Source organism: Geodermatophilaceae bacterium NBWT11 (assembly GCA_014218215.1).
GTDB lineage: Bacteria > Actinomycetota > Actinomycetes > Mycobacteriales > Geodermatophilaceae > Klenkia.
The window spans coordinates 2,415,004-2,439,804 of sequence record CP043652.1 but is presented as its reverse complement, the minus strand read 5'-3'; the positions used below and the strand labels follow the sequence as shown (position 1 = coordinate 2,439,804).

At 74.9% G+C, this 24,801-nt stretch carries 21 protein-coding genes; 10 read left to right on the top strand and 11 right to left on the bottom strand.

Features of this window, described 5'->3' with window-relative positions; all coding sequences use genetic code 11:
* Window positions 1-6: 6 nt before the first annotated feature.
* Genes serS through F1C76_11680 form a run of 7 tightly spaced genes read right to left on the bottom strand, consistent with a single transcriptional unit; the run spans window position 7 to window position 7,129 of the window.
* Complete coding sequence (gene serS / locus F1C76_11710; GenBank protein ID QNG37168.1) at window positions 7-1,293, bottom strand: serine--tRNA ligase; 1,287 nt, start codon at window positions 1,291-1,293, stop codon at window positions 7-9.
* A 23-nt stretch (window positions 1,294-1,316) separates the two neighbouring features.
* Window positions 1,317-2,324 (bottom strand): D-alanine--D-alanine ligase, encoded by a 1,008-nt coding sequence (locus F1C76_11705; GenBank protein ID QNG37167.1) that lies wholly within the window; start codon window positions 2,322-2,324, stop codon window positions 1,317-1,319.
* 1 nt (window position 2,325) lies between these two features.
* On the bottom strand, window positions 2,326-3,612 hold the full coding sequence (locus tag F1C76_11700) for an ATP-grasp enzyme (protein QNG37166.1): 1,287 nt from the start codon (window positions 3,610-3,612) through the stop codon (window positions 2,326-2,328).
* 23 nt (window positions 3,613-3,635) lie between these two features.
* On the bottom strand, window positions 3,636-4,424 hold the full coding sequence (locus F1C76_11695; protein ID QNG37165.1) for a TauD/TfdA family dioxygenase: 789 nt from the start codon (window positions 4,422-4,424) through the stop codon (window positions 3,636-3,638).
* An 8-nt stretch (window positions 4,425-4,432) separates the two neighbouring features.
* Window positions 4,433-5,203 (bottom strand): SAM-dependent methyltransferase, encoded by a 771-nt coding sequence (locus F1C76_11690; protein QNG39187.1) that lies wholly within the window; start codon window positions 5,201-5,203, stop codon window positions 4,433-4,435.
* 14 nt (window positions 5,204-5,217) lie between these two features.
* Window positions 5,218-6,450 carry a sedoheptulose 7-phosphate cyclase gene (locus tag F1C76_11685; protein ID QNG37164.1) on the bottom strand — a complete coding sequence of 411 codons (1,233 nt, stop codon included), beginning with the start codon at window positions 6,448-6,450 and terminating at the stop codon, window positions 5,218-5,220.
* A gap of 16 nt (window positions 6,451-6,466) precedes the next feature.
* Window positions 6,467-7,129 carry an HAD-IA family hydrolase gene (locus tag F1C76_11680; GenBank protein ID QNG37163.1) on the bottom strand — a complete coding sequence of 221 codons (663 nt, stop codon included), beginning with the start codon at window positions 7,127-7,129 and terminating at the stop codon, window positions 6,467-6,469.
* A gap of 360 nt (window positions 7,130-7,489) precedes the next feature.
* On the opposite strand from F1C76_11680, the gene F1C76_11675 reads away from it, so the two are divergent.
* The 4 genes from F1C76_11675 (at window position 7,490) to F1C76_11660 (ending at window position 10,763) form a co-directional block, all read left to right on the top strand.
* Window positions 7,490-8,923, top strand: coding sequence for a GuaB1 family IMP dehydrogenase-related protein (locus F1C76_11675; protein QNG37162.1), 1,434 nt, complete (start codon window positions 7,490-7,492; stop codon window positions 8,921-8,923).
* Complete coding sequence (locus F1C76_11670; GenBank protein ID QNG37161.1) at window positions 8,920-9,267, top strand: metallopeptidase family protein; 348 nt, start codon at window positions 8,920-8,922, stop codon at window positions 9,265-9,267. Before F1C76_11675 ends, F1C76_11670 begins: the two co-directional genes overlap by 4 nt.
* 61 nt (window positions 9,268-9,328) lie before the next feature.
* Window positions 9,329-9,622: a co-chaperone GroES gene (locus F1C76_11665; protein QNG39186.1), complete on the top strand. Its 294-nt coding sequence runs from the start codon at window positions 9,329-9,331 to the stop codon at window positions 9,620-9,622.
* Window positions 9,623-9,629: 7 nt separating this feature from the next.
* The gene (locus tag F1C76_11660; GenBank protein QNG37160.1) at window positions 9,630-10,763 is read left to right on the top strand and encodes a VanZ family protein; all 1,134 of its coding nucleotides are present in this window, start codon (window positions 9,630-9,632) and stop codon (window positions 10,761-10,763) included.
* Window positions 10,764-10,864: 101 nt separating this feature from the next.
* Here F1C76_11660 and pheA read toward each other — a convergent pair whose 3' ends face one another.
* Window positions 10,865-11,797 carry a prephenate dehydratase gene (pheA, locus tag F1C76_11655; protein QNG37159.1) on the bottom strand — a complete coding sequence of 311 codons (933 nt, stop codon included), beginning with the start codon at window positions 11,795-11,797 and terminating at the stop codon, window positions 10,865-10,867.
* Window positions 11,798-11,937: 140 nt separating this feature from the next.
* Between pheA and F1C76_11650 the strand changes: the two genes are divergently transcribed.
* The 6 genes from F1C76_11650 (at window position 11,938) to F1C76_11625 (ending at window position 21,770) form a co-directional block, all read left to right on the top strand.
* Window positions 11,938-13,740, top strand: coding sequence for a GGDEF domain-containing protein (locus F1C76_11650; GenBank protein QNG39185.1), 1,803 nt, complete (start codon window positions 11,938-11,940; stop codon window positions 13,738-13,740).
* Complete coding sequence (locus F1C76_11645) at window positions 13,737-16,748, top strand: diguanylate cyclase (protein ID QNG37158.1); 3,012 nt, start codon at window positions 13,737-13,739, stop codon at window positions 16,746-16,748. The genes F1C76_11650 and F1C76_11645 overlap by 4 nt, the downstream gene beginning before the upstream one ends.
* A gap of 75 nt (window positions 16,749-16,823) precedes the next feature.
* Complete coding sequence (larC, locus tag F1C76_11640) at window positions 16,824-17,963, top strand: nickel pincer cofactor biosynthesis protein LarC (protein QNG39184.1); 1,140 nt, start codon at window positions 16,824-16,826, stop codon at window positions 17,961-17,963.
* A 20-nt stretch (window positions 17,964-17,983) separates the two neighbouring features.
* The gene (locus tag F1C76_11635) at window positions 17,984-18,733 is read left to right on the top strand and encodes a TMEM165/GDT1 family protein (protein QNG37157.1); all 750 of its coding nucleotides are present in this window, start codon (window positions 17,984-17,986) and stop codon (window positions 18,731-18,733) included.
* A gap of 113 nt (window positions 18,734-18,846) precedes the next feature.
* A complete protein-coding gene (locus F1C76_11630) occupies window positions 18,847-20,307 on the top strand; it encodes a diguanylate cyclase (GenBank protein ID QNG37156.1) in 1,461 nt (486 codons plus the stop codon).
* Complete coding sequence (locus F1C76_11625; GenBank protein QNG37155.1) at window positions 20,166-21,770, top strand: hypothetical protein; 1,605 nt, start codon at window positions 20,166-20,168, stop codon at window positions 21,768-21,770. The genes F1C76_11630 and F1C76_11625 overlap by 142 nt, the downstream gene beginning before the upstream one ends.
* Here the strand turns inward: F1C76_11625 and F1C76_11620 are convergent.
* The 3 genes from F1C76_11620 to F1C76_11610 are packed head-to-tail and all read right to left on the bottom strand — an operon-like array spanning window position 21,761 to window position 24,763.
* Window positions 21,761-22,207, bottom strand: a complete 447-nt coding sequence (locus F1C76_11620; protein ID QNG37154.1) for an SRPBCC family protein — start codon at window positions 22,205-22,207, stop codon at window positions 21,761-21,763. The genes F1C76_11625 and F1C76_11620 overlap by 10 nt on opposite strands.
* A 16-nt stretch (window positions 22,208-22,223) precedes the next feature.
* On the bottom strand, window positions 22,224-22,745 hold the full coding sequence (locus tag F1C76_11615) for a hypothetical protein (GenBank protein QNG37153.1): 522 nt from the start codon (window positions 22,743-22,745) through the stop codon (window positions 22,224-22,226).
* The gene (locus F1C76_11610; protein QNG37152.1) at window positions 22,742-24,763 is read right to left on the bottom strand and encodes an NAD(+) synthase; all 2,022 of its coding nucleotides are present in this window, start codon (window positions 24,761-24,763) and stop codon (window positions 22,742-22,744) included. Before F1C76_11610 ends, F1C76_11615 begins: the two co-directional genes overlap by 4 nt.
* Between the last annotated feature and the right edge of the window lie 38 nt (window positions 24,764-24,801).

Sequence of the window (24,801 nt, the reverse complement as noted above, 5' to 3'; positions counted from 1 at the left end):
GTGCGGTCACGCGGTGGGCACCAGCGACATGCCGGGGCTCAGGACGGCGTGGCCACCCAGCCACGGGCGCAGCGCGACCGGCACGTGCACCGAGCCGTCGGCCTGCTGGTGCACCTCGAGCAGGCAGGCGATGGTGCGGGCGATCGCGCACAGCGTGCCGTTCAGGGTGGCGACGGTCTGCGGCTTGCCGTCGGCGTCGCGGGAGCGGATCGAGAGCCGGCGGGCCTGGAAGGTGGTGCAATCCGACGTCGACGTCAGCTCGCGGTACGTGCCCTGGGTGGGGAACCACGCCTCGATGTCGAACTTGCGGGCCGCGCTCGTGCCGAGGTCGCCGGCGGCGATGTCGACCACGCGGTAGGGCAGCTCGAGGGCCTGGAGGAACTCCTCCTCCCACTGCAGCAGCCGCAGGTGCTCGGCCTCGGCGTCCTCGGGCGCGCAGAAGCTGAACATCTCGACCTTGTCGAACCAGTGCACCCGGATGATGCCCTTGGTGTCCTTGCCGTAGGAGCCGGCCTCCCGGCGGAAGCAGGAGCTCCAGCCGGCGTACCGCTTCGGACCGGCGGACAGGTCGAGCACCTCGTCGGCGTGCATGCCGGCCAGCGCGACCTCCGACGTGCCGACCAGGTAGAGGTCGTCGCGCTCGATCCGGTAGACCTCCTCGTCGTGCTCGCCGAGGAAGCCGGTGCCCTCCATCGCCTTCGGCCCGACCAGCGCGGGGGCCACGACCGGGGTGAGGCCGGCGGCCACCGCGCGGGTGATGGCCAGCTGGGCGAGCGCGAACTCGAGCATCGCGCCGGGGCCGGTGAGGAAGTAGAACCGGGCGCCGGAGACCTTGGCGCCGCGCTCCATGTCGATCGCGCCCAGGGCGGTGCCGATGTCCAGGTGGTCGCGGACCTCGAAGTCGTAGGTGGGCACCTCACCGACGGTGCGGATCGTGACGGCGTCGTCCTCACCACCGGGCGGCACCTCGGGGGCCACGACGTTGGCGATCACCAGGTGCGCGGCGCGCAGCGCCTCGTCGGCGGCGCGGGTGGCCTCCTCGGCGACCTTGACCTCCGCGGCCAGGGCCTTCGCGCGCTCGAGGACGGCGGGCCGCTCCTCGGGGGTCGCCTTCTTCACCGCCTGGGACGCCGCCTTCTGCTCGGCGCGGAGCTGGTCGGCGTGGTGCACGGCGGCGCGGCGCCCGGCGTCGGCGGCCAGCAGGGCGTCGACCCGGGACTCGTCGGCACCCCGGGCCCGCTGGCTGGCGCGGACGAGGTCGGGGTTCTCGCGGACGAGTCGCAGGTCGATCACGGGTCTGATCGTAGGTGGCGGGCTCAGCGGGCCAGGGCGCCCGCGATGCCGGCGGCGAACAGCTCGGGCAGCTCGATGCCGGCGGCCCGGGCCATCGTCGGGATCACGCTCTGCCGGGCGAAGGAGTTGTAGAGCCCGGCCTCGAGGAACCACGGCACGCCGTCGGGGTCGATCCGGAAGTCGAACAGCGAGTAGTCCCGGCAGCCTAGGGCGACGTGGCAGGCCCGCGCGGCCTCCCAGACGGCGGCGTTCGCCGGGTCGTCGGCCGGGACGATCCAGACCGTCGGGGTGTCCTTGGCCATCAGGCCCAGGGTGCCGTCGTCCGCGCGCCGGATCTTGTCCTCGGCGGTGCGCACCTGACGACCCTCGCCCAGGCCGTACTCCTCCAGCGGCAGCGGCACGAGCTCCCCGTCCCGGACGACGACGCCGCAGCGCACCTCGCGGCCCAGCGGCACGAACTGCTCGACCAGGGCGCCGTCGGAGTGCTCCCACGCGGCCGCCAGGGCGGCCCCGTAGTCGTCGGTGTCGTGCACGAGCGTCACGCCGTGGGAGTTGTCGGCGTCCACCGGCTTGACGACGACGGGCGGCGCGAGCGTGGGCTCCTGCCCGCGCATCAGCACCTCGCCGTCCGGCACCCGGACGCCGGCGGCGGCCACCACGGCCTTGGCCCGGTCCTTGTGCGCACCCAGCGCCATCACGTCGGGGGTGTTGCCGACGTAGCGGATGCCCAGGGTGTCCAGCAGCGAGCGGTAGTGGGTCATGCCGGGGATGCAGAACATCTGCGGCAGCGCGACGTCGACGTCCAGTGCGGTGAGCCGGGCGATGCCCGCTCCGATGGGCATCGGCTCGGCAGCGGCCAGGGTGTCGAGCGTCTCGGGGAAGCGCCACGAGCCGTCGGGCGAGACGTGGGCGACCACGTGCTCCCAGCCCGGGCCGACGTTCGCCAGGCAGTCGGCGGCGTAGAGCCGGGACAGGTCGTCCATGAAGGCGCTCGTGGGCGAGCCGACGAGGTGCAGCACGCGGGTGGTCATCTCAGTCCCCTGCCGGCATGACGAGCTTGCCGATGTTGAAGTCGATGCGGTTCCACGCGCCGCCGGTCAGCAGGTTCTTCCACAGCAGCAGCGGGATCTGCACGTGGTGCAGCACGAGGTGGGGCAGCGGGTCGGCCCGGTCGAACACGGCGTCCTTGCCCTCCCGGACCACCCGCCAGCGCTCGGCGGCGGTGCGCGGGGAGCTCAGCGCCCGCCACAGCTCGTGGTAGCTCCAGTAGGTGGGCCGGCTGGTGGGCAGCGGCTCCAGCGGGGTGTCCCGCGGCTCCAGGTACGCGTCCGCGAGCCCGGGGTGGTCGTAGAACATGGTGATGGCCGAGTGGGTGCGCGGGTTGCACTCGATGGCGAACGGGGTGCCGTCGGCCTCCTCCAGGAAGTCGAAGGACACCTGCCCGGACAACCCCAGTTCGCTGACGAAGGTGGTCACCCACTCCCGGATCCGGGGCCGGTCGACCTGCGCGTAGTTGACCTGGAACGCCGAGGACGGGCAGCAGCACCAGACGGTGACGACGCCGTCCCGGGCGGTGGAGTGCGTGCAGACCTCCGCGCCGGTGACGAACTCCTGCAGGATCCACGGGTTGTCCGCCGAGATGGGCTTGCCGGCGAGGAACGCACTCGTCGCCGCGCGGGTGGGCAGCGGCAGCTGGGTGAGGTCCAGGCGGTGCACCGGGTCGTAGGCGATCGACTTGAGCACGTAGGGCCTGGGCCGGCCGCTGAAGTCGAAGTCGAGGACCTGCTGCGGGTCGGTCACCAGGTGCGTGTCGGGCACGCTCAGGCCCAGCGAGGCGGCGAGCTCGGTGAACCGGTGCTTGTCGTCCAGCGTGCGCACCGTCTCCGGCTCGAGGCTCAGCACCTCGCAGTGCCCGGCGAGCACCTCCGCCGACGCCGCGTCGAACTCCGAGGCGACCGGTGAGCAGACCGGCACGTACAGGTCCACGCCCTCGGCCTGCACGATGCGCAGCAGCGCGTGGGCGTAGCCGGGGTCCCGGGGGTCGGGGACGACGTGGAAGGTGTCGACGGCGCGGGAGAAGCGGTGCCCGGTGAACCGGTAGGTGTCCTTCTCCACCAGCACCACCCGGTGCCCCGCGGCGTGGAAGGACCGGGCCAGCTGCAGCGCCTTGGTCATCTTCCCGCCGCTGATCAGCACGGTCTTCCGGTCCGCCGCCGGTGCGGGGCGCGTGGCGCGGGTGCTGACCAGCGCCGCCGCGGTCACCGCGAGGTCCACCGGCAGCGTGAGGGTCAGCGCCGCCAGTGCCCCCAGCGACCGCAGCGGGGTGGGCCGGGGTCGGGTGGTCAGCGGTCCAGCCCGTAGTCGGCGACCATGCCGCGGTGCATCACCCGGTCGCCGACGACGACGGAGTGGTCACCGCGGTGCAGCACGCAGCCGTTGTCCCACATGACGACGTCGCCCGGGGCCCAGCGGTGCGCGTGGCTGTTCTCCTCGGTGGTCGAGTGCGCGTACAGCTGCGCCACCACCTCGGCGGCCTCGTCGTCGTCCAGCCCGCTGACCGCGGCGCAGCGCTTGGGGGTGGACATGTAGAGCGCCGTCCGGCCCGAGAGCGGGTGCGGGCGGAAGACCGGGTGCTCGGCCTGCGTCTCGTCGTCCTCGGTCAGCAGGCTCGGGTCGATGCCGGTCACCACGTGGGTGATGGTCGCGCCCTCGAGCCGGGCCTTCACGTCGTCGCCGAGCGTCTCGTAGGCCCGGTACTGGTTGGTGAACACCGTCTCCCCGCCCTGGCTGGGGATCTCCACGGCGCGCAGCGCGGTGTAGGCCGGCGGGGTGGAGAGGTAGGAGCTGTCCACGTGGAAGGTGCTGCGCGGCGGCTCGGTGCGGCCCACGTTGCTGATCACGTTGAGGTCGGGGAACCCGTCGACCGGGGTCTCCCCGGCGGTGAAGGTCAGGGGCCCGAAGCGCTGCAGGAACGCCAGGAACGCGTCGTCGTCGACGTGCTGGTCGCGGAAGACGACGACGCCGTGCTCGGCGAGCAGGCCGCGCACCTCGCCGATCTGGTCGTCGGTCAGCGCGGCGATGTCGGTGTCGGTGAGCTCGGCGCCCAGCGGCTCGAGGGTGGTGGTGTGCACGGGGGTCCTCAGCTGTCGGTGCGGCGGATCAGGGTGATCCCGTCGCGGAGGGGGACGAGCACCTGCTCGACCCGGGGGTCGGCGGTGACGGCGTCGTTGAACGCGGCGATGGCCTCGCCGTTGGCGGTGCGGTCCCCGGCCCAGGGCTGGCCCTGCATGAGGGTGTTGTCCACGACCACGAGACCGCCGTCGGCGAGCAGCCCGCCGTCCAGCACGGTCTGCAGGTAGCCGGCGTACCCGGCCTTGTCGGCGTCGACGAAGACGACGTCGAACACCTGCCCCTCGGCGACCAGCGCGGCCAGCGTGTCCGCCGCCGGGCCGACCCGGACGTCGATCGTGCCGCCGTCCGGGGACTCGTCGAAGCACTCCCGGGCGAAGGCGGCGACGTCGGCGTCGAGCTCGCAGGCCACGACCTCGCCGTCGGCGGGCAGCGCCTCGGCCATCGCGAGCGCCGAGTAGCCGGTGAACATGCCGACCTCCAGCACCCGACGGGCCCGCGCCGTGCGCAGCAGGAACGCCAGGAACCGGCCCTCCACGTGCCCCGAGAGCATCTCGGCCTCCAGCGACCCCGACCACGCGGCGGCCAGGGTGCGCTCGGCCAGCAGTGCGAGAGCCGGGGACTCCGGCGTCGTCTGCGCCTCGAGGTAGGGCTCGAAGCCCACCGCGAGGTCCCGGATGCCCTCGAGCTCGGCGCGGACCTCCTCGGGCACCCCGTCCAGGCGCCCGCAGACCGCGTCCAGCCGCGCCGCCAGGATGCCCAGCGGCGTGACCGGACGCAGCCCTGCCGACACCGTCACGGTGCGGCGACGACGGGGCTCGTGCGCGGGACCATGAACGCGTCGACACCGGCACCCTCGCGGGGCAGCGCGGAGACGACCTCGCGGTGCAGGTCGAGGGTGCGGGCCAGCTCGGCGTCGTCCACGTCGTTCATGAACGTGCACTCCCCGATCGGCTTGGGGGCCGCGGCGCGCAGCAGGCCGTCGCGGGTCTGCAGGATGGACTTGGTGGACTCCTGCAGCAGGTCCGCGGTCAGGTACGGGGTGTCGATCGTGAGGCCGAGGCGGCTGAACAGCGCCAGCACCCGGTCGCGGTCGGCGACGGTGATGTACCCCCGCGCGGCGGCCAGGGTCGCCGAGTAGGCCATGTCGACGCTGATCGCGTGCCCGTGGAAGAACGGGGTCTCCGGGGTGAGCTCCAGCGTGGGGCTCCAGGTGTGCCCGTAGGCGATCACCCGGTCCAGGTCGAGCTCGGCGAGGTTGGGCACCTCGAGCTGCAGCATGGTGTCGATCGCCTCGTCGGTGACCTGGTCGGCGATCTTGCGGATCTCCGGGGTGCCGTCGAGGTGGCCGAAACGGGTGCGCAGCAGGTCCTCGCCGTGCTCGTCGAGCAGGTCGAAGACGGTCCGGTTCGCGACGACGGCGATCTTGATCAGCTCGGCCATGCCGTTGCGCACCTGGTCCTCGGCGAGCGAGGCCAGGAAGGAGAAGTCCAGGAAGACCGTCGAGCTGGCGTGGTAGGCGCCCAGCCGGTTCTTGGCCTTGCCGTGGTTCACCGCGACCTTGATCGAGACGCTGGCGTCGATGAGGCCGATCAGCGTGGTGGGGATGCGGATGTACGGCGTGGACCGCTTGTAGGAGGCGCAGGCGAAGCCGGCCACGTCGGTGACCAAGCCGCCGCCGACGACCAGCGGGGCCTCGGTGCGCAGCAGGCCCCAGGCGGAGAAGGCGTCGACGAGGCGCTCGAGGGTGGCCAGCGTCTTGTCGGTCTCGGCGATGGCCACCGGGATGACGGTCAGCGCGATGCCGTGGGCGTCGAAGTAGGCCTGCATCGTCTCGCGGTGCAGGGCCAGCACGTTCTCGTCGACGACGGCGAGGCAGCGGCCGGCGGCGCGGTAGCAGTCGGCGAGCTGCTCGTTCTCCGGCGTGAACACGCCGTCGACCGGGACGAGCCGGTACTCGGTCTTCTGCACGGCCTCGACGGTGAAGCCGCCGTCCTGGCGGGTCACGCTGGAACTGAGGGTGGTCATCGGGGTCTCCTGGTGCTCAGGCCTGCAGCCCGGCGGGCAGCTCGGCGGGGTCCAGGTGGTCGACCACCCGGGAGGCGGCGCTGAAGTCGTGCTCAGCGGTGTTCTCGTTCGGGAAGGCCAGCACGGTGATGCCGGCGGCGTTCGCGGCCTGCACCCCGCCGGTGTTGTCCTCCACGGCGACGGCGTCGGCGGCGTCCACGCCCAGCGCGCTCAGCGCGTGGGTGTAGGCGGCCGGGTCGGGCTTGGACTCGCTGACCACGGAGTTGTCGACGACGAGGTCGAAGTCGTCGAGCTGCAGGTCCTGGACGCCCTGGACCAGGCTGACGACGTTCTCCGGCGAGGTGGTGGTGACCAGCGCGACCTTGGCGCCGGCCTGCTTGGCACTGCGCAGGGACTCCAGCACGCCCGGGCGGGCGGTCAGGCCGCCGCGGCCCAGCTTCTGCTGGAACAGCTCGGACTTGGTGGCGTGCACGGCGGCGGCGTCGACGTCCTGGCCGCGCTCGGCCGCGTAGCCGGCGATGCGGTCGGCCCCGCCGTTGCCGCGGAGCATCTCGCGGTAGTCCTCGCGGTCCCAGCGCCAGTCCAGGTCGTGGGCGGCGAAGGCCTCGTTGAACGACTCACGCTGGAGCTCGGAGGTGTCGGCCAGGGTGCTGATGGAACCGAAGAGCAGTGCGGACACGGGTGGGGACCTCGACTCGGTGGGGCCGCGCGCCCAGGAGAGGCGGTGCGACGTTCCGACGGAGCCTACCCACGTAAGAGATCTTTACGCTGGCCGAGAGCCTGTGAAGTCACTGCCTGTTCACCGCGCGGCCCCGGCGCGTGCAATCCGATCACAGGACCGGCGGGTCCGCGAGGTGGTCCCTCCCCCTCCTCGCTCCCCCCTCTCCGCGGTGATCACGGGGTTCTCGCCAGACGACACGCTGGTGGTCGGCGGGTCCCTGGCAACAACCCCGTGATCACCGGGGGAGGGATGGATGGGAGGGAGGGAGGGGGAGAGGCGCCTCTGTGCTCAGCGGGCCTGGTGCGGGACGATGGGGTCATGCGGTTCCTGAACGACCAGCGCCCGGCCACGGACCTCACGTACGCCGACGTGTTCATGGTCCCCAACGACTCGACCATCGGCTCCCGGCTCGAGGTGGACCTGACCACGCCGGACCTGGTGGGCACCACGATCCCGGTGGTCGTGGCCAACATGACAGCGATCAGCGGCCGGCGGATGGCCGAGACCATCTCCCGGCGCGGTGGGCTGGCCGTCCTCCCGCAGGACATCCCGACCGACGTCGTCGGCGAGGTCGTCGGCTGGGTCAAGGACCGGCACCCCGTCTACGACACCCCGATCACCCTGGCGCCGACCGCCACGGTCGCCGAGGCGCTGCAGCTGCTCACCAAGCGCGCGCACGGCGTCGTCGTCGTGGTCGAGCACGGCCGCCCGATCGGCGTGGTCACCGACGGCGCCTGCCAGGGCGTCGACCGGTTCACCCAGCTGTCGGAGGTGATGGCCGCCGACCCGCTGACCATCCCCGCCGGCACCGACCTGCCCAAGGTCTTCGACGTGCTCTCCGAGGCCCGGGTGCACGCCGCCCCCGTCGTCGACGGCGACCGCCTCGTCGGCGTGATCACCCGCAAGGGCGCGCTGCGCAGCGCGCTCTACTCCCCCGCCCTCGACGCCGGAGGCCGCCTGCTGACCTCCGCCGCGGTCGGCATCAACGGCGACGTCGCCGGCAAGGCCGAGGCACTGCTCGCCCACGGCGTCGACGTGCTCGTCGTGGACACCGCGCACGGCCACCAGGCCAAGGCCGTCGAGGCCGTCCGCGCCGCCCGCTCGGTCGCCGGCTCCACGCCCGTCGTGGCCGGCAACGTGGTCACCGCGGCGGGCACCCGCGACCTGATCGAGGCCGGCGCGGACGTCGTCAAGGTCGGCGTGGGCCCCGGCGCCATGTGCACCACCCGGATGATGACCGGCGTCGGCCGCCCGCAGTTCTCCGCCGTCGAGGAGTGCGCCGCGGCCGCCCGCGAGGCCGGCAAGCACGTGTGGGCCGACGGCGGCGTCCGGCACCCCCGCGACATCGCCCTGGCCCTGGCCGCCGGCGCGGCCAGCGTCATGGTCGGCTCCTGGTTCGCCGGCACCTACGAGAGCGCCGGCGACGTCCACGAGGACGGCACCGGTCGGCTCTACAAGGAGAGCTTCGGGATGGCCTCGGCCCGCGCCGTCAAGGCCCGGACGTCGACCCAGTCCGGCTTCGACCGCGCCCGCGCCGGGCTGTTCGAGGAGGGCATCAGCTCCAGCCGCATGTACCTGGACCCCGCCCGCCCCGGCGTCGAGGACCTCGTCGACCAGATCGTGGCCGGTGTCCGGTCCAGCTGCACCTACGCCGGCGCCCGCACCGTGGACGAGCTGCACGAGCGTGCCGTGCTGGGGGTGCAGTCCGCCGCCGGTTACGAAGAGGGCCGCCCGCTGCCGACCAGCTGGTGAGGGCCCTCCCGCTCGAGGAGTTCGAGGACCTCGTCGCCGACGCCCTCGACCAGGTGCCAGCCGAGCTGATGGCCCTGGTGGACAACGTCGTGGTGCTCGTCGAGGACCGCAACGAGGACGAGCCCACGCTGCTGGGCCTCTACGAGGGCTACGCGCTGACCGAGCGCAGCTGGGACCTCTCCGGCCAGCTGCCGGACCGGATCATGGTCTACCGGGAGGCCATCTGCGACGTCTGCGAGACCGCCGAGCAGGTCGCCGACGAGGTCACGATCACCGTGGTGCACGAGATCGCGCACCACTTCGGCATCGACGAGGAGAAGCTGCACGAACTCGGCTGGGGCTGAGGGACCGGTAGCGTCCGACGACGTGCCCGACGACGCCTCGCAGACCGGTCTGCCGATCAAGATGCTGCACGACCGGCTGCTGGTCTCCCTGCGCAAGGACGCCGGCGACCGGCGCAGCTCCGGCGGCATCCTCATCCCCGCCACCGCCCAGGTCGCCAAGCGGCTGATCTGGGGTGAGGCGCGCGGGGTCGGCGCGAACGTGCGACAGGTCAAGGTCGGCGACCAGGTGCTGTTCTCCCCCGAGGACCAGCACGAGGTCGAGGTGCACGGCGAGGACCTGGTGATCCTCCGCGAGCGCGACGTGCACGCCGTGGCGGCCGAGCGCATCGAGGAAGCCACCGGGCTCTACCTCTGACCCGCGCATGACCCTCTGGCTGGCCTCGGCGTTCGTCGCGGTCTTCCTGTTCGCCGGCCTGGTCGCCGTCACGTTCCTGCCGTGGCTGGCCGCCCAGTACCGCCGGTACGGCCGGCTGCGCGGCTGGCCGGCGGCCGTGTCGACCGCGGTGGGGCTCTACGCCTGCGGGCTGGTCGCGTTCACCCTGTTCCCGCTGCCCGACGAGCCACCCGGCGCCTGCTCGCGCAGCGCCACCTGGCAGCTGGTTCCCCTCGGCTCGGTCGAGGACGCCCTGGCCCGCGCCTCCGGCAGCGACCCGCTGGGCTTCCTGACCCACCCGGCCGTGCTCCAGGTGCTGCTCAACGTCGTGCTGTTCGTGCCGCTCGGCGTGCTGGCCCGCTGGCGCTTCGGCATCGGGCTGCTCCCCGCGGTGCTGCTGGGTGCGGCCGTCTCGCTGGGCATCGAGACCACCCAGGGGACGGCGGTCCTCGGCGCCTACCCCTGCCCGTACCGGGTGGCCGACGTCGACGACCTGCTCACCAACACCCTCGGCGCCCTGATCGGCGGTCTGCTGGCCGCCCCGGCCCGCCGGCTGCTGCCCGACCCGGTGCCGGCCCCCGCCGCGGACCTGGAGCCCCCGACGCTGCCCCGCCGCGGGCTGGCCGTCGTCGTGGACCTGCTGGCCCTGGTGGCTGCCGCCGGGCTGGCCACGGTGACCCTGACCCTCGGGGTGGCCGCGGTGGCCGGTACCGCCGCCCTGGACACCACCACCTTCGACACCCTGCGCGCGGGCGCGGGCTACGCCGTCCCCGTCCTGCTCGTCGGCCTGCTCCCCATGCTCGGCCGGCACCGCAGCACCCCGGGTCAGGCCGCCGTGGGGCTGACCGTCGCCGACCGGACGGGGACGACGGCGGCCCCGCGCGTCCGGGTGCTGCTGCGCTCGGTGCTGCACTGGGCCCCGCTCGCGGTGCTGGTGGACCTGGCCGACACCCCGCGGCAGACCGGTCTGGTCATCGCCGCGTGGCTGGCGGTGCTGCTCCTCGCCGTCCTCGTGCTGCCCGGACGACGCAGCCCGGGCGGGGTGCTAAGCGGCACCACCGTGGCCACCCGCGCCCGGGTGGACGCTGCCGAGACCCTCGTGGGTGACACAGCGCACGTGTGAAGGACCCGTCCGTCCACCGATCGAGGACGAAGGGGTTGCACCAGGCTCTGGGCGCAGCACACTGGGTGACCATGACCGGAGCCGGGGTGTGCGCAGCGGGGTCAGTGGCCCCGGCGCAGGTCGGCGAGCCAGTCGGCCGCGGCACCGAAGGCCGGGTCGCCGTCGGCGTCGAGCACGGGCTTGGGCGCCTGGCCGTCGTCGCGGGGGTAGGACCCGAGGAACCGGACCTCCTCGCACCGCCGGTGCAGCGCGGCCAGCGCGTCGCCCATCCGCGCGTCGGCGACGTGGCCCTCCACGTCGAGGGAGAAGGAGTAGACGCCCAGCCGCTCCCGGGTGGGCCGGGACTCCAGCCGGGTCAGGCTGATCCCGCGGACGGCGAACTCGGTGAGCAGGTCCAGCAGCGCCCCGGTCCGGTCGGTGACCACGCAGTGCACGGTCGTCTTGTCCGCCCCCGTGGGCGCCGGCAGCCGGCCCGGCAGCTCCACCTGGACGAAGCGGGTGACCGCCCCGGGGTGGTCGGCCAGGCCGGTGGCGACGGCGTCCAGGCCGTAGCGCTCGGCGGCCAGCGCCGGGCAGACGGCGGCGTCGAAGGCGCCCTCGGCGACCAGCCGGGCCGCGTCGGCGGTGGAGGCCGCGGCGAGGACGTCGGCGGCGGGCAGGTGCTCGGCCACCCAGCCGCGGGTCTGGGCCAGCGCGTGCGGGTGGCTGGCCACCGAGCCCACCCCGTCCAGCCCGACACCGGGGCGGACGGCCAGCACGAAGTCGACGGCCAGGAACACCTCACCGGTGATGACCACGGGGTCCCCGGCGGCCAGTCCGTCCAGGGTCGGGGACACCGATCCCTCGACCGAGTTCTCCATCGGGACGAAGGCCGCGTCGACCTCACCGGCGCGCAGCGCGGCCAGTGCGGCGGGCACGCTGGCGGCCGGTCGCCGCTCCCCCTCGGAGGAGGCACCGAGACTGCGGAGGGCCGCCTCGGTGAAGGTACCCTCGGGCCCCAGATAGGCGAACCGCGTCGGGTGCTGCTGAGGCATCCGACGAGGGTAGTGCGGCCGGGTCGGGTCCAGTCCCCGACCCGGGGGGAGCTGCCTCGCCACCGGCCGGGAGCACGGACGCGGGGACCCCGCGCGTCCGGGCGACCCACAGGTGAGTGGAGGACGTGGTGAGCACCGGCATCCCGGCCCTCGTCGACGACGCCTTCCTCGCCCAGGCACGGTGGACCCTGCTCGAGGCCAGCGACCGGGAGGACGCCCACGCGTTCCTGGACACCCTGGCCGCCGTCGAGGCCGACCTCACCGGAGCGGGCACCCCGCGCTGGGTGGCCTGGTCGCACGCCTTCGCCGCCCGCCGCCTGCTGGCCACCCACGACCTTGAGGCCGCAGCCGCCGAGGTCGCGGCCGCCCGCGCGGCGACCGAGCTGTGCCCGGCCGACGCCGAGCGCGCCCTGACGCTGGCCTACCTGGCGCACCTGGAGGTCAGCGGCGACCGCTCCGACGCCGCCATGCACCTGGCCGTCGACGCCAGCCTGCTCACCGACCAGGTGCCCGCCGACGACCCCAGCCGCGAGCTGCACCAGGCCCACCACTGGCTCTCCCTGGCCCTCACCCGGCTCGACCTGGAGGAGCTCGCGGTCGCCCAGGCGCTGCGCGGTCACCGGGTCGCCACCGCGCTGGGCGGGGTCGCCGACCGCTGGCGGTTGCTGCGGCTGTGCGCCCAGCAGCACGCCGAGCTGGCCCAGACCGTGCACCGCCGGGGGGACGAGGTCCGTGCTGCCCGGCTGGCCGCGGTCGCGCTGCGCTGCTCGCACGCCGCGACCGCGCTGGACTGGGAGCCCCCGGACGCCGAGAGCGACCTGCTGGCCGTCGTCCACGGCTGGGCGTTGACCCTGGCCGACGACCTGGACGACACCCTCCCGGCCCTGCGCCGGGTGCGTGGCCGGATCGAGGCCGAGGGCGGGCTGTGGCTGCTCGGCTACGCCGACCTGGCCCTGGCCCGGCTGCTCACCCGCACCGCCCAGCGCGAGGCCACCCGGGTCGGGAGCACCGAGGCACCCGAATCGGTCCGGCTGGCGGACGAGGCCACCGACCTGCTGGTCGCCGCGGCCGGCGCGTTCGCCGCCGTGGGCGACCGCCGCCGGCACCGGCAGTGCCTGCTCGAGCTCGGCCAGGCCACCGCCGCGCTGGGCCGGGCCGCCGAGGCCCTGCACTGGCTGGAGGCCTACCGGGCCGAGGCCTCCCAGGTGGCGCTGCGCAGCCGCGAGCTGTGGGCGGAGATGTTCGTCCGCCGCAGCCGGCTGCGGGAGGCCGAGCGGCAGGCCGCGCTCATGCGCCGGCACGCCATGGAGGACCCGCTCACCGGGCTGGGCAACCGGCGCAGCGCCGAGCGCCGGCTCGCCGAGCTCGACCTGACCACCACCACCGCCTCGCTGGCCGTGGTCGACGTCGACCGGTTCAAGTCGGTCAACGACGACAACTCCCACCTGCACGGGGACGCCGTCCTGCGCCGGTTGGCCGACCTGCTCCGGCTGCACTGCCGCACCGGCGACGAGGTCTTCCGCTGGGCCGGCGACGAGTTCCTGGTGATCCTGCCCGGGGCGCACGAGGCGCAGGCCGTGGTCGCCATGGAGCGGCTGCGGGTGGCCGTCGTCGAGTGCCCGTGGGACGAGCTGGACCTCGCCGGACCGGTGACGGTGAGCATCGGCATCGCCACGACCCACCCGGACCAGACCGGACCGCAGAGCTGGCGGCAGCTGTTCGACAGCGCCGACCTGCACCTGTTCTCCGCCAAGCGCACCGGCCGCGACCGGGTCCGCACCGGCACCCCCGCCCCGGCCACCGGTCCGGGCGACACCGGCGTCGGGGGGCAGCCCTCGACCGCGCACGCCTCGGTCGACGAGCTGGTCGACGAGCTGCTGGGCGCCCGCACCCAGCGCCCGCCGGGCTGGGCGTTCGCACCCGACGACGAGCCGTCGTCGTGAGCGCTCCCCGACCCCGCCGGTCGGGTGCCGGGACGGGCGACCGACAGCACGGACGGGCGGACTCCCGGCGTGCCCCGGGCCCGGTGCGTGACAGCGGCACCGCCAGCGTGCACTCTGCGCTCGTGCCACCCGGGGTCCTGCACGAGCAGGTGAGTTCCGCGCTGGCCAACTGGCAGCTGGACCTCGCCGAGACGCTCCTGGCCGACGTCGACGGCGACGCCGGTCTCTCCGTGCCGCCCACCGCCGGCGCCCCGCTGACCTCCCTGGCCCGCGCCTGGGCCGACACGCTGCGCGCCGAGCTGCTGGTCCGGCGGCTGCGGATGGCCGGTTTCACCCTGCTCGGTGACCCGATCGACGCCTCGGCCACCGAGGAGCCGCTGGACCTGCACGACGGGGTCGCCGAGCTGCTCGAGGCCGCCGAGACCCCCGACGACGCCCCAGTCGCGGCCGTCGAGCTGGGCACCCGCTCGGAGTCCGCCGCGCACGCCGCGCTGGCGATCGCGCTGGTCCGCTCCGCCCGGGCCGCCTTCGACGCCTCCGACGACGACCTGCAGCGCGCGGCGGGCCTGGCCCGGCACGCCCGGATCGAGCTGCTCTCCCGCCGCACCGACGCCGCGATGGACGAGGCGGTCGAGGCCGCCAGCCTGCTGGACCCGGCGCTGCCGGTCAGCCCGCTGCTGGTGCACACCCTGGGCGCCCTCTCCGGGGTGCTCGCCGACCTCGAGCTCATGCCGCTGGCCCTGGACTACCAGCGGCGCGCCCACGACACCGCCGTCCGGCTGGCCGACGACGTGCCCGGCGCCGGGTCCGCCGCGCTGGTGGGGGACACCGCCGCCCGCCTGGCCGCGCTGTGCGCCGAGGTCGGGGAGAACCTGCTCGACGACGCCCGCACCGACGACGCCCGGCCCTACTTCGCCGAGTCCCGGGCGCTGGCCGACCGGGCGCTGGCCGAGCTGCCGGTCGGTGACCCCCGCCGGGTCCAGGCCCAGGTCGTGCACGGGTGGGCGCTGGTCGGGCTGGGCGAGTGCCCGGCCGCCGTCGCCCCGCTGCGGCAGGCCGTCGCGCTGACCTCCGAGGACGACCGCGGGCTGCTCGCCTCCGCCGAGCTGGCGCTGGGGCGGGCACTGCGTCGGTCCGGCAGCCTGGTCGGGGACACCGCCCGGGTCCGCTCGGCCGACGACCACCTGGCGCACGCTCTGGCGCTGGCCACCGAGCACGGCCTGCCCCGCCTGCGCCGGTCCGCACTGCGCGAGCTGTGCACGCTGCACGCCGAGCTCGACGACGCCGCCCGCGCGCTGCCCTACCTCCAGGCCTACCTGGCCGACGAGCTGGACCGGGTCGACGAGCGGCGCACCCGCTGGGTCGAGCTGTTCGGCCGGCGCAAGAGCCTGCTGGAGACCGAGCGGGCCGCCGGCCAGCTGCGCCGCCAGGCCTACGAGGACCCGCTGACCCACCTGCCCAACCGGCGCTACGCCGAGGCCCGCCTCGACGGTCTGCTGGCCGCGGGCGCCGCGCCCGCGCTGGCCGTGGTGGACATCGACCACTTCAAGTCCATCAACGACGCCGCCGGGCACCCCGGCGGTGACGCGGTGCTCCGCGCCGTCGCCCAGCTGCTGGTCGACGGGGTGCGCGACAGCGACGAGGTGTGCCGCTGGGCCGGCGACGAGTTCGTCGTGCTGCTGCCCGACACCACCGCCGAGCAGGGCGAGCGGGCGATGGAGCGGATCCGCCGGTCGATCTCGGGCAACGACTGGTCCGCCCTCGGCATCGACGTGCCGGTCACGATCAGCGTGGGCATCGCCTCGGCGGCCCGCGGGGACGACCGGCGCACCCTGTTCGCCGCCGCCGACGGCGTGCTCTACGACGCCAAGCGCAGCGGCCGGGACCGCGTCGTCCGGCTCTCCGGGGTCACCCAGACCCGGGCCACCGACGACCCGACCGCCGAGGTCGCGCCGGTCTACCGGCTGTCCCCCACCTTCCTGGAGGGCGAGCTGCTGCCCGCCGACACGGCCCCCGCGGATGACCCGGAGTCAGGGGACGGGCCGGTTAGTGTCACTGACGTGCAGCCGCAGACCCACGCCGAGGAGTCCGGCCCGAGCGACGCGACGCGGCGTCCCGGCCGGCCCACCGACGTGCTCTTCGGCGACGGGCCCGCTGCCGAGCCGACCCCGGCGGCCGACGAGCAGGACGACGCCCCCGACGAGGACGGCGCGGGCGGCTTCGCCCGGCTCCTCGTCGAGCCCGTCCCCGGTGCCGGCGGCCAGCGCGAGCAGCGCGGCCGCACGGTCCGGCCCGAGCCCGCCCCCCGGCAGCAGGCCACCCAGACCCCGCAGGCCGACGTCCGTCCGCCCAGCACCAGCCCGGTCGTCACCCGCCAGCCCCCCGCCACCGTCGGCCCCGACGTCATCTGGGGCACCGGGCGCAGCACCGAGCAGGTCCTGGCCCTGGTCCGCGACGCCCGCCGCGAGTTCCCCGACCGGGCCGCGGTCGTCGTCCGGGCCTCGGCGGAGACGCTGGTCGCCCTGGCCAGCGAGCACGACGCCTACACGACCATGGACGCCGCCGCGATGGCCGCCGCCGTCGGCCCGCTGCCCGAGGTGCGCGGCCGGGTCGCCGTGCTGTGCGCCAGCTCCGGGGACACCCCGGTCGCCGCCGAGGCCGCGTTCGTGGCCAAGGTGACCGGCACCGAGGTCACCCGGGTCGACGACGTCGGGGGCAGCCGGATGCGCCCGCTGCTGGCCGACAGCTCGCTGCTCACCGATGTCGACTGCCTGGTGGTCGTCGCCGGCCTGGACGCCGCACTCGCCACCGTGGTCGCCGGGATGACCGAGGTGCCGATCGTCGCGGTCCCCACCTCCACCGGGCAGACCAGCTCCTTCGGTGGCTTCGGCGCGCTGCTCACCGTGCTCAACTCGGCGAGCCCGGGCGTGGTCGTCTCCAACATCGACAACGGCTACGCCGCCGGCGTGTTCGCCGCCCGGATCGCCCGGCGGTCCATCCCCCGCTGACCCGGGCCGCGCCGCTCGGGGCACCATGACCTCGTGATCGGCTGGCTGGACCTCGCGGCGGGCGCGAGTGGCGACATGCTGCTCGGCGCCCTGGTCGACGCCGGCGTGCCGCTGGCCGTGGTGCAGGACGCCGTCGCCGGGCTGCCGGTCGAACCGGTGCTGCTGCGCACCGAGCAGGTCACCCGGCACGGGCTGGGTGCCACCCGGGTGCACGTCGACGCCCCGCCGAGCACCCACCACCGCACCTGGGCCGACGTCCGGGAGCTGCTGGGCGGCGCGACGCTGGACGACGCCGTCCGGGAGCGGGCGCTGGCCGTCTTCGCCCGGCTGGCCGCGGCCGAGGGCCGGGTGCACCGGGTGCCCGCCGACGAGGTGCACTTCCACGAGGTCGGCGCCCTGGACGCCCTGGCCGACGTGGTCGGGGTGGTCGCCGGGTTCGCCCACCTCGGGCTGGCCGAGCTGCACGCGACCTCGGTGGCGCTGGGCAGCGGCACCGCCCGCGGGGAGCACGGCGTCGTGCCGGTGCCCGGACCGGCGGTGCTGGAGCTGCTGACCGGTCTGCCGGTGCACGCCGGACCGGTGCCGCACGAGTGCTGCACCCCGACCGGGGCGGCGCTGGTCGCCGAGCTGGTGGACGTCTGGGGCCCGCTGCCCGGGATGCGACCGGCCCTGGTCGGGTCCGGGGCCGGCGGCCGCGACCCGGTCGAGCTGCCCAACGCCGTCCGGCTGGTGCTCGGGGAGCCGGTGGCCACCCCCGGCACACCGGTGGTGCTCGAGGCCAACATCGACGACCTGGACCCCCGGCTGTGGCCCGGGGTGCTCGACGCGCTCTTCGCCGCCGGGGCCAGCGACGCCTGGCTGACCCCGATCCTGATGAAGAAGGGCCGCCCGGCACACACGCTGGCCGCGCTGTGCCGGCCCGAGACGGTGGCCGCCGTCCAGCGGGCGGTGTTCGCCCACACCCCCACGATCGGGCTGCGCGTCTCGCCGGTCGGCAAGGTGGCCCTGGCCCGCAGCCAGGACCACGTCGACGTCCTCGGCGGCCGGGTGGGCACCAAGACCGCCCGGGACGACGCGGGCCGGGTGCTCAACGTCAGCGTCGAGTTCGAGGACGTCGCCGCCCTGGCCCGTGAGCGGGGTCTACCGGTCAAGGAGGTGCTGCGTGCCGCCACCGCGGCGGCATGGGCTAGGGTCCCGGGCGGAGAAGGGGAGTAGCCCCCCGTCCGCTGGTCGACATGCTGGTGCCCCCCGGGGCACCCGGTCAGCGGGTCCGGTGCGAACCGGATGGGCGAGACCTTCGACTGTTGCAGTCCACCCACCCGTGGCGCTGCCGGTCGGAGGCGTGCGCCCCCTGCCCGGTCGCGCCGAGCAGAGAAGAGGCCCCCGTGGTCCTGTCCGTCGTCGCTGCGGCGTTCATCCTGATCCTCCCGGTCGAGCTGCCGGACAAGACGCTGTTCGCCACCCTGGTGCTGGCCACCCGGTTCGCCCCGCTGCCGGTCTTCGTCGGCGTCGGCACCGCGTTCGCCGTGCAGGTGGCCATCGCGGTCACCGCCGGCTCGCTGCTGTCGCTGCTGCCCGCGGCGCTGGTCAGCGGCATCGTCGCGCTGCTGTTCCTGGTCGGCGCCGTGCTGCTGTGGCGCAGCGCGAACAGCGGACCCGAGGACGGCGGGGAGGCCGCCGAGCAGCGCGAGAAGACCCCGTTCCTGCGCGCGGCCGCGATCTCCTTCGGCGTGCTGTTCGCCGCCGAGTGGGGCGACCTGTCCCAGCTGGCCACCGCCGGCCTGGCCGCCCGCTACGACGAGCCGCTCTCGGTCTTCGTCGGCGCGTGGGCCGCGCTGCTGGTCGTCTCCGGGCTGGCCGTCTTCCTGGGCACAAAGCTCGCCGACAAGCTGCCCATCCCGCTGATCCGCCGGGTCGCCGCGGTGCTCTTCGCGGTCTTCGCCGTCGTCGCGGTGGTGGAGACGGTGCGTCAGCTGGTCGGGTGACCTCCTCCCCCTGCCGGGGGACCCTGTCCGGGACGTCTCAAGACCACTAGCGTCCGGGCCGTTGTCCTCCTGACGGACGACGGGTCCGCCGACAGGACGGGTGGGACGTGGGCATGCTCAGCGAGCGGTACGGGGACGGCGTCCTCGACCCCCCGGACGACGACGCCGCGCAGCGGGAACGCCAGCACCGGGTGCTGGTCGACCTGGACCTGCTCGACGCCCCGTCCGACGCCGAGCTGGACGCCGTGACCCGGCTGGCCGCGACCGTGTGCGGCACCCGCTTTGCCGGGATCCACCTGCTCGACACCGACGTCATGACCCAGCCGGCCACCTTCGGGTTCGTCGGCGGGGAGTCACCCCGCGACGAGTCGCCCTGCCACCGGGTGGCGCAACTCGGCGGGGTGTTCTCCTCCCCCGACCTGGCCGCCGACCCCCGGTTCACCGACAGCGCCTGGGTCGACGGCCGCTGGGCCCGGGTCCGGCTGTACGCCGGCGCACCGCTGGTGGTCGACGGGGTCGTCATCGGCACGCTGTGCGTCAGCGACGAGGTGCCGGGGGTGCTCACGGAGGACCAGGTGGCCCGGCTGAACGACCTCGCCTGGGTCGTGGTGGCCCTGCTGGAGCGCCGCCGGGCCGCCCGGATCGGCGAGGCCGCCCGCGCCGAGCTGGTGCGGGCCAACGACGAGCTGGTGCGCACCCAGGCCTTCGACCGGGCGCTGCTGGAGGCGCTGCCGGTGGGCGTGGTGGCTGCCGACGCCGAGGGCCGGATCACGCTGTTCAACCAGGTCAGCCGCTTCTGGCACGGCCACGACACCGACAGCGGTCTCACCCCGGCGGAGCTGCCCACCGCCTACGACCTGTTCGAGGCCGACGGGCGGACCCCGCTGCCGGCCGACCAGGTGCCGCTGCTGCGGGCCTACACCGAGGGCCGGGTCACCGACGCCGAGATCGTCATCCACCCGCACGACCGGTTCCCGCGCACGGTGTCCTGCTCGGCGACCGAGGTGCGTGACGTCTCCGGCCGGTTCCTGGGTGCGGTGGTCGCGATGGCCGACGTCACCGCCCAGCGCGAGCTGGAGGAGCAGCTGCGCACCGCGGCGCTGCACGACCCGCTGACCGGGCTGCCCAACCGCAGCCTGCTGGTCGACCGGCTCGACCACGCCCTGGTCGCCGCCGCCCGCCGGGGTGACCAGGTGGCCCTGCTGTACTGCGACCTCGACGGGTTCAAGGCCGTCAACGACGCGCACGGGCACGCCGCCGGGGACGAGGTGCTGGCCCAGGCCGCGGTCCGGCTCGCCGCCGTCGTCCGGCCCGGCGACACCGCCGCCCGCATCGGGGGCGACGAGTTCGTGCTCATGTGCCCCGAGGTCGCCGACCCCGCCGTGGCGGCCGCGCTCGCCGAGCGGGTGACCGAGGCGATGACCGATCCGCTGTGGTCCAGCGCCGGCCGGCACCAGGTCGGGGTCAGCGTCGGCGTCGCGCTCAGCGGGCCCGCGTCGACCCCGGAGACCATGCTGACCGCGGCCGACGAGGCGATGTACGTGGTCAAGCGCGGGCGCCCCCGCCGGGACTGAGTGTGCCGGGCCGGCCGGCCGGGCACCGTGGGTGCGTGACCGACCCCGCTGCCGCCTACCGCGCCGCCCTGCCCGAGGGCCGCACCACCGAGCTGGACCTGCGCGGCTACGACCGCACCGGCATCCCGGTCACCGCCACGGTGTGGCGGGCTGCCGACGGCACCCGGTCGGGGCACGGCGTGGGTTACGGGGCGACCGAGGAGGCCGCGGCGATCGGCGCGTGGGGCGAGCTGGCCGAGCAGGTGCTGCTCGACGACGCGCTGCTGGCCCGGGAGCCGCGCACCGCCTCCTTCCGCGAGCTGGTGGCCGAGCGCGGGGCCGACCGGGTGGCCGACCCGCGCACGCTGGTGCTCCCCGCCGGCGTGGACGACGACCCGGACCGGCCGCTGCGCTGGCTGCCCACCACCCGCTGGGCGACCGGGGAGGAGGTGCTGGTGCCGGCCGAGTTCGTCGCCCCGCACGCCGCCGGCATCGCCGCTCCTCCCCCGGCCGGGGGCTGGCTGGTCACCCCGATCACCAACGGCATGGGCGCCGGGGACACGATCGAGCGGGCCGTGGGCCACGGCATCGGGGAGCTGCTCCAGCGGCACGGCAACACCGTGGACTTCCGCGCCCTGGACACCGGCCGGGTGGTCACCGGCATCGACGACCCCCAGGCCCTCGCCGCGATCGCCGCGCTGGAGGCGGCCGGGCTGCAGGTGACGGTGAAGCTGGCCAGCACGGAGTTCGCCGTCGTCGTGCACGCGGTGGCCACCGACCCGGCGGCCGAGGTGCCGGTGGTGGTCAGCGCGATCGGCGAGGCCGCCGCCCCCGACCGGGCGGAGGCGGTGCGCAAGGCCGTGCTGGAGCTGGCGTCCTCCCGAGCCCGGCGGGCGTTCGCGTTCGGCCCGCTGGCCGGGGTGCGGGCCCGGCACCCGGACTACCTGGCCGACGAGCTGGCCACCCCGCTCCCCGAGCAGGAGCCCCGGGCGCTGGCGGCGATGACCGCCTGGACCGGCCTGGGCACCGCCGAGCTGACGGACCTGCTCGCCCCGCTGTGGGCGCGCCGCACCGAGGTGCCCTTCGCCGGACTGCCCACGTCGGCGGTGCACGGGCCGGCGGAGACGCTGGCGCTGTACCGGGAGCGGCTGGCCGGGTTCGACCTGCTCGTCGCCGCGACCGGGGTGCGCGGGGTGCACGTGGCCAAGGTGCTGGTCCCGGGCCTGGAGGTGGAGACGCTGTCCTACGGCCGGATCGGCGAGCGAGTGCTGCGGCGGCTGCTGGCGAGGGGCAGCGACCTCGTGGGGCTGGGGGTCGCCGAGGGCCCGGACCGCCGGCCCGTGCGGCTCACCCCCGAGGCCACCGAGCGGGTCGGCGGGCCGGCCTGGCTCGACGTCGCCGCCGTGGCCCGCACGGTCGGCGAGCTGTACCCGCTGTACCGGGAGCCCACCCGGCACGCACCCCAGCGGCTCGCTCAGTCCTGAGGCGTGGTCCGGCGCTCGGCGATCGCGGCCAGCCGGGACAGCGCCTCGACGTTCCGCTTGACCAGCACCGCCTCGCTGACCGGGTTGTGCAGCCAGCTGCCCGGCCCGGACACCGGGGTCTCGGTGAAGACCACGCGGGTGCCGCCGTCGGCGGGGTGCAGGACGACCTCCACCCGAGCCGAGCCGAGCGGGCGGCCCTTGGCCAGCAGCACCAGCCGGCGCCCGGGCTCGCTCTGCTCGACGACCGCCTCGTCGTCCAGGGTCACCGGCCAGTTGCCCTGGGCGTGGTGGATGCGGGTGCCGACGGCAGGCCACGCCGCCTCGACGGCGCGCACGTGCGAGGCGCCCACCACCCAGTTGCTGTAGGCCCAGCCGTCGGCCAGCACGGCCCAGACGGCGGCGGGCTCGGCGGAGACGTGTCGTTCGACGGTGGCCATCGAACCATCCTGCTCCTCATCGGAGGCGTTCCCGCAACCCGATGGCCAGACCCGCCACGGTCAGCCGGTCCGCGGCCCCGCCGACGAGCCGGGCCAGCCGCTGCCGGCGCACCCCGGCCAGCCGCAACCGCAGCTGAACGCGGGTGCCCGGTCCCTCCGCGCGCAGCGCGATCGCCCAGGTCAGCCGGACGGCGCCGCGGGTGGAGCGGTGCACCAGGGTGTGCGGCGGCTCCAGGACGGCGGCGGTGAAGGTCGCGTGCCGGCCGCCCCAGTCGGGGATGGTGTCGCCGACGGCGAGGTCCAGCAGCCGGGGCTCCAGGTGCCGCAGGCCCCGCCGGGCGGGCGGGGTGAGCGCCTCGACCCACCGCGGCAGGTAGTACCCGCCGCGCCGCTTGCCCAGCTGCACGAACCACGGCCAGACCGCGGCCGGGGGCGCGGGCAGCGAGAACGCGGTGTCCATCACGACGGCGGCGTCGGGGACCAGGTCGTCCCCGGGCAGCGTCGCCGCCACCTCGGCGGCCGTCGGGCGGATGCTCACCCCGGGACGTTGTCCCGCAGCTCGGCCAGCCAGAGTGCGGCCGAGCCGTCCGAGGGGGCCCGCCAGTCCCCGCGCGGGGACAGCGAGCCGCCGGCCGACACCTTGGGCCCGTTGGGCATCGCCGAGCGCTTGAACTGGCTGAACCCGAAGAACCGCTGGCAGAAGACCTCCATCCAGCGGCGGATCTCGGCCAGGTCGTACGCCGTCCGCTTGGCCTCGGGGAAGCCGTGCGGCCAGTCGCCGGCCTCGGCGTCCCGCCAGGCGTGCCAGGCCAGGAACGCGATCTTGGAGGGCCGGAACCCGTAGCGCAGCACGTGGAACAGGGTGAAGTCCTGCAGCGCGTACGGCCCGATCGACGCCTCGGTGGACTGCGCGGTCTCCCCCGGCACCAGCTCGGGGCTGATCTCGGTGTCCACGATCGCCTGCAGGATGCCGCCGACCTCGTCGTCGAACTGGCCGGAGCCGATCACCCAGCGGATCAGGTGCTGGATGAGGGTCTTGGGCACCCCGCCGTTGACGTTGTAGTGGCTCATCTGGTCGCCCACGCCGTAGGTGGACCACCCCAGCGCCAGCTCGGACAGGTCGCCGGTGCCCAGCACGATCCCGCCGCGGTGGTTGGCGATCCGGAACAGGTAGTCCGTCCGCAGCCCGGCCTGCACGTTCTCGAACGTCACGTCGTAGACGTCCTGCCCGTCGGAGAACGGGTGGTCGATCTCCTCGAGCATCAGCCGGGCGGTGGGCGTGATGTCCAGCTCGGCGGCGGTGACGCCCAGGGCGCGCATCAGGGCCCAGGCGTTGCCCCTGGTGTGGTCGCTCGTGGCGAAGCCGGGCAACGTGTAGGCCAGGACGTCGCTGCGCGGGCGGCCGACCCGGTCCATCACCTGGGCGGCCACGATCAGCGCGTGGGTGGAGTCCAGCCCGCCGGAGACCCCGATGACCACCTTCGGGTCGCCGATCGCACCGAGGCGCTGGGCGAGGCCGGCGACCTGGATGTTGTAGGCCTCGTAGCAGTCCTGGGCCAGCCGGGCGTCGTCGCTGGGCACGAACGGGAACCGCTCCAGCTCCCGGCGCAGGCCGAGGTCCGCATCCGGCGGGGCCAGCGTGAAGTCGATCGTCCGGGTGACGGGATCGTGGTGCCGGCGGTTGTCGTCGAACGTGCCCATCCGGGCCCGCTCCTGGCGGAGCAGGTCCAGGTCGACGTCGGCCACCGCGCGCCGGTCCCCGTCGGGGAACCGGTCGGTCTCGGCCAGCAGGACGCCGTTCTCGTAGACCAGGGTCTGCCCGTCCCAGGACAGGTCGGTGGTCGACTCGCCCTCCCCCGCGGCGGCGTAGACGTAGGCCGCCAGGCAGCGGGAGGACGCACTGCGCACCAGCAGCCGGCGGTCCTCGGCCCGGCCGACGGTGATCGGCGAGCCGGACAGGTTGACCAGCACGGTGGCCCCGGCCAGCGCGGCCTGCGCGCTCGGCGGGATCGGCACCCAGACGTCCTCGCAGACCTCGGCGTGCAGCACCAGACCCGGCACGTCGGTGGCGGCGAAGAGCAGGTCGGGGCCGAAGGGCACGTCCTCGCCCGCCACCCGGATCGTGCCGGTCTGGTCGTCGCCGGGGGCGAGCTGACGGCGCTCGTAGAACTCCCGGTAGGTCGGCAGGTAGGACTTCGGCGCGACACCGAGCACCCGGCCGCGGTGCACCACCACCGCGCAGTTGTAGACCCGGTTGCGGTGCCGCAGCGGGGCGCCGACGACGAGCACGGGCAGGAGGTCGCGGCTGCCCTCGACCACGGTCTGCAGCGCCCCCTCGACCGCGTCGAGCAGCGGGTCCTGCAGCAGCAGGTCCTCGATCGAGTAGCCGGACAGGGTCAGCTCGGGGAACACCGCGACCGCGACACCGTCGTCGTGGCAGGCCCGCGCCTGGCGCAGCACGGCCGCGGCGTTGGCCGGCGGGTCGGCCAGCGCGGTGCGCTGGGTGCACGCGGCGACCCGGGCGAACCCGTGCGTGTACAGCGAGGTGAACCCCATGGGGTCAGTCTCCCGCGCCCTCCGGCGGTCCGTCCGCT

What these genes read in the sequence shown, in the direction of transcription:
- F1C76_11685 (QNG37164.1), bottom strand. Translation starts at nt 6,450, where the DNA reads ATGACCACCCTCAGTTCCAGCGTGACCCGCCAGGACGGCGGCTTCACC.
- F1C76_11610 (QNG37152.1), bottom strand. Translation starts at nt 24,763, where the DNA reads ATGGGGTTCACCTCGCTGTACACGCACGGGTTCGCCCGGGTCGCCGCG.
- F1C76_11635 (QNG37157.1), top strand. Translation starts at nt 17,984, where the DNA reads ATGCTGGTGCCCCCCGGGGCACCCGGTCAGCGGGTCCGGTGCGAACCG.
- F1C76_11660 (QNG37160.1), top strand. Translation starts at nt 9,630, where the DNA reads ATGACCCTCTGGCTGGCCTCGGCGTTCGTCGCGGTCTTCCTGTTCGCC.
- F1C76_11705 (QNG37167.1), bottom strand. Translation starts at nt 2,324, where the DNA reads ATGACCACCCGCGTGCTGCACCTCGTCGGCTCGCCCACGAGCGCCTTC.
- F1C76_11620 (QNG37154.1), bottom strand. Translation starts at nt 22,207, where the DNA reads ATGGCCACCGTCGAACGACACGTCTCCGCCGAGCCCGCCGCCGTCTGG.
- larC (QNG39184.1), top strand. Translation starts at nt 16,824, where the DNA reads ATGCTGCTCGGCGCCCTGGTCGACGCCGGCGTGCCGCTGGCCGTGGTG.
- pheA (QNG37159.1), bottom strand. Translation starts at nt 11,797, where the DNA reads ATGCCTCAGCAGCACCCGACGCGGTTCGCCTATCTGGGGCCCGAGGGT.
- F1C76_11675 (QNG37162.1), top strand. Translation starts at nt 7,490, where the DNA reads ATGCGGTTCCTGAACGACCAGCGCCCGGCCACGGACCTCACGTACGCC.
- F1C76_11630 (QNG37156.1), top strand. Translation starts at nt 18,847, where the DNA reads ATGCTCAGCGAGCGGTACGGGGACGGCGTCCTCGACCCCCCGGACGAC.
- F1C76_11665 (QNG39186.1), top strand. Translation starts at nt 9,329, where the DNA reads ATGCTGCACGACCGGCTGCTGGTCTCCCTGCGCAAGGACGCCGGCGAC.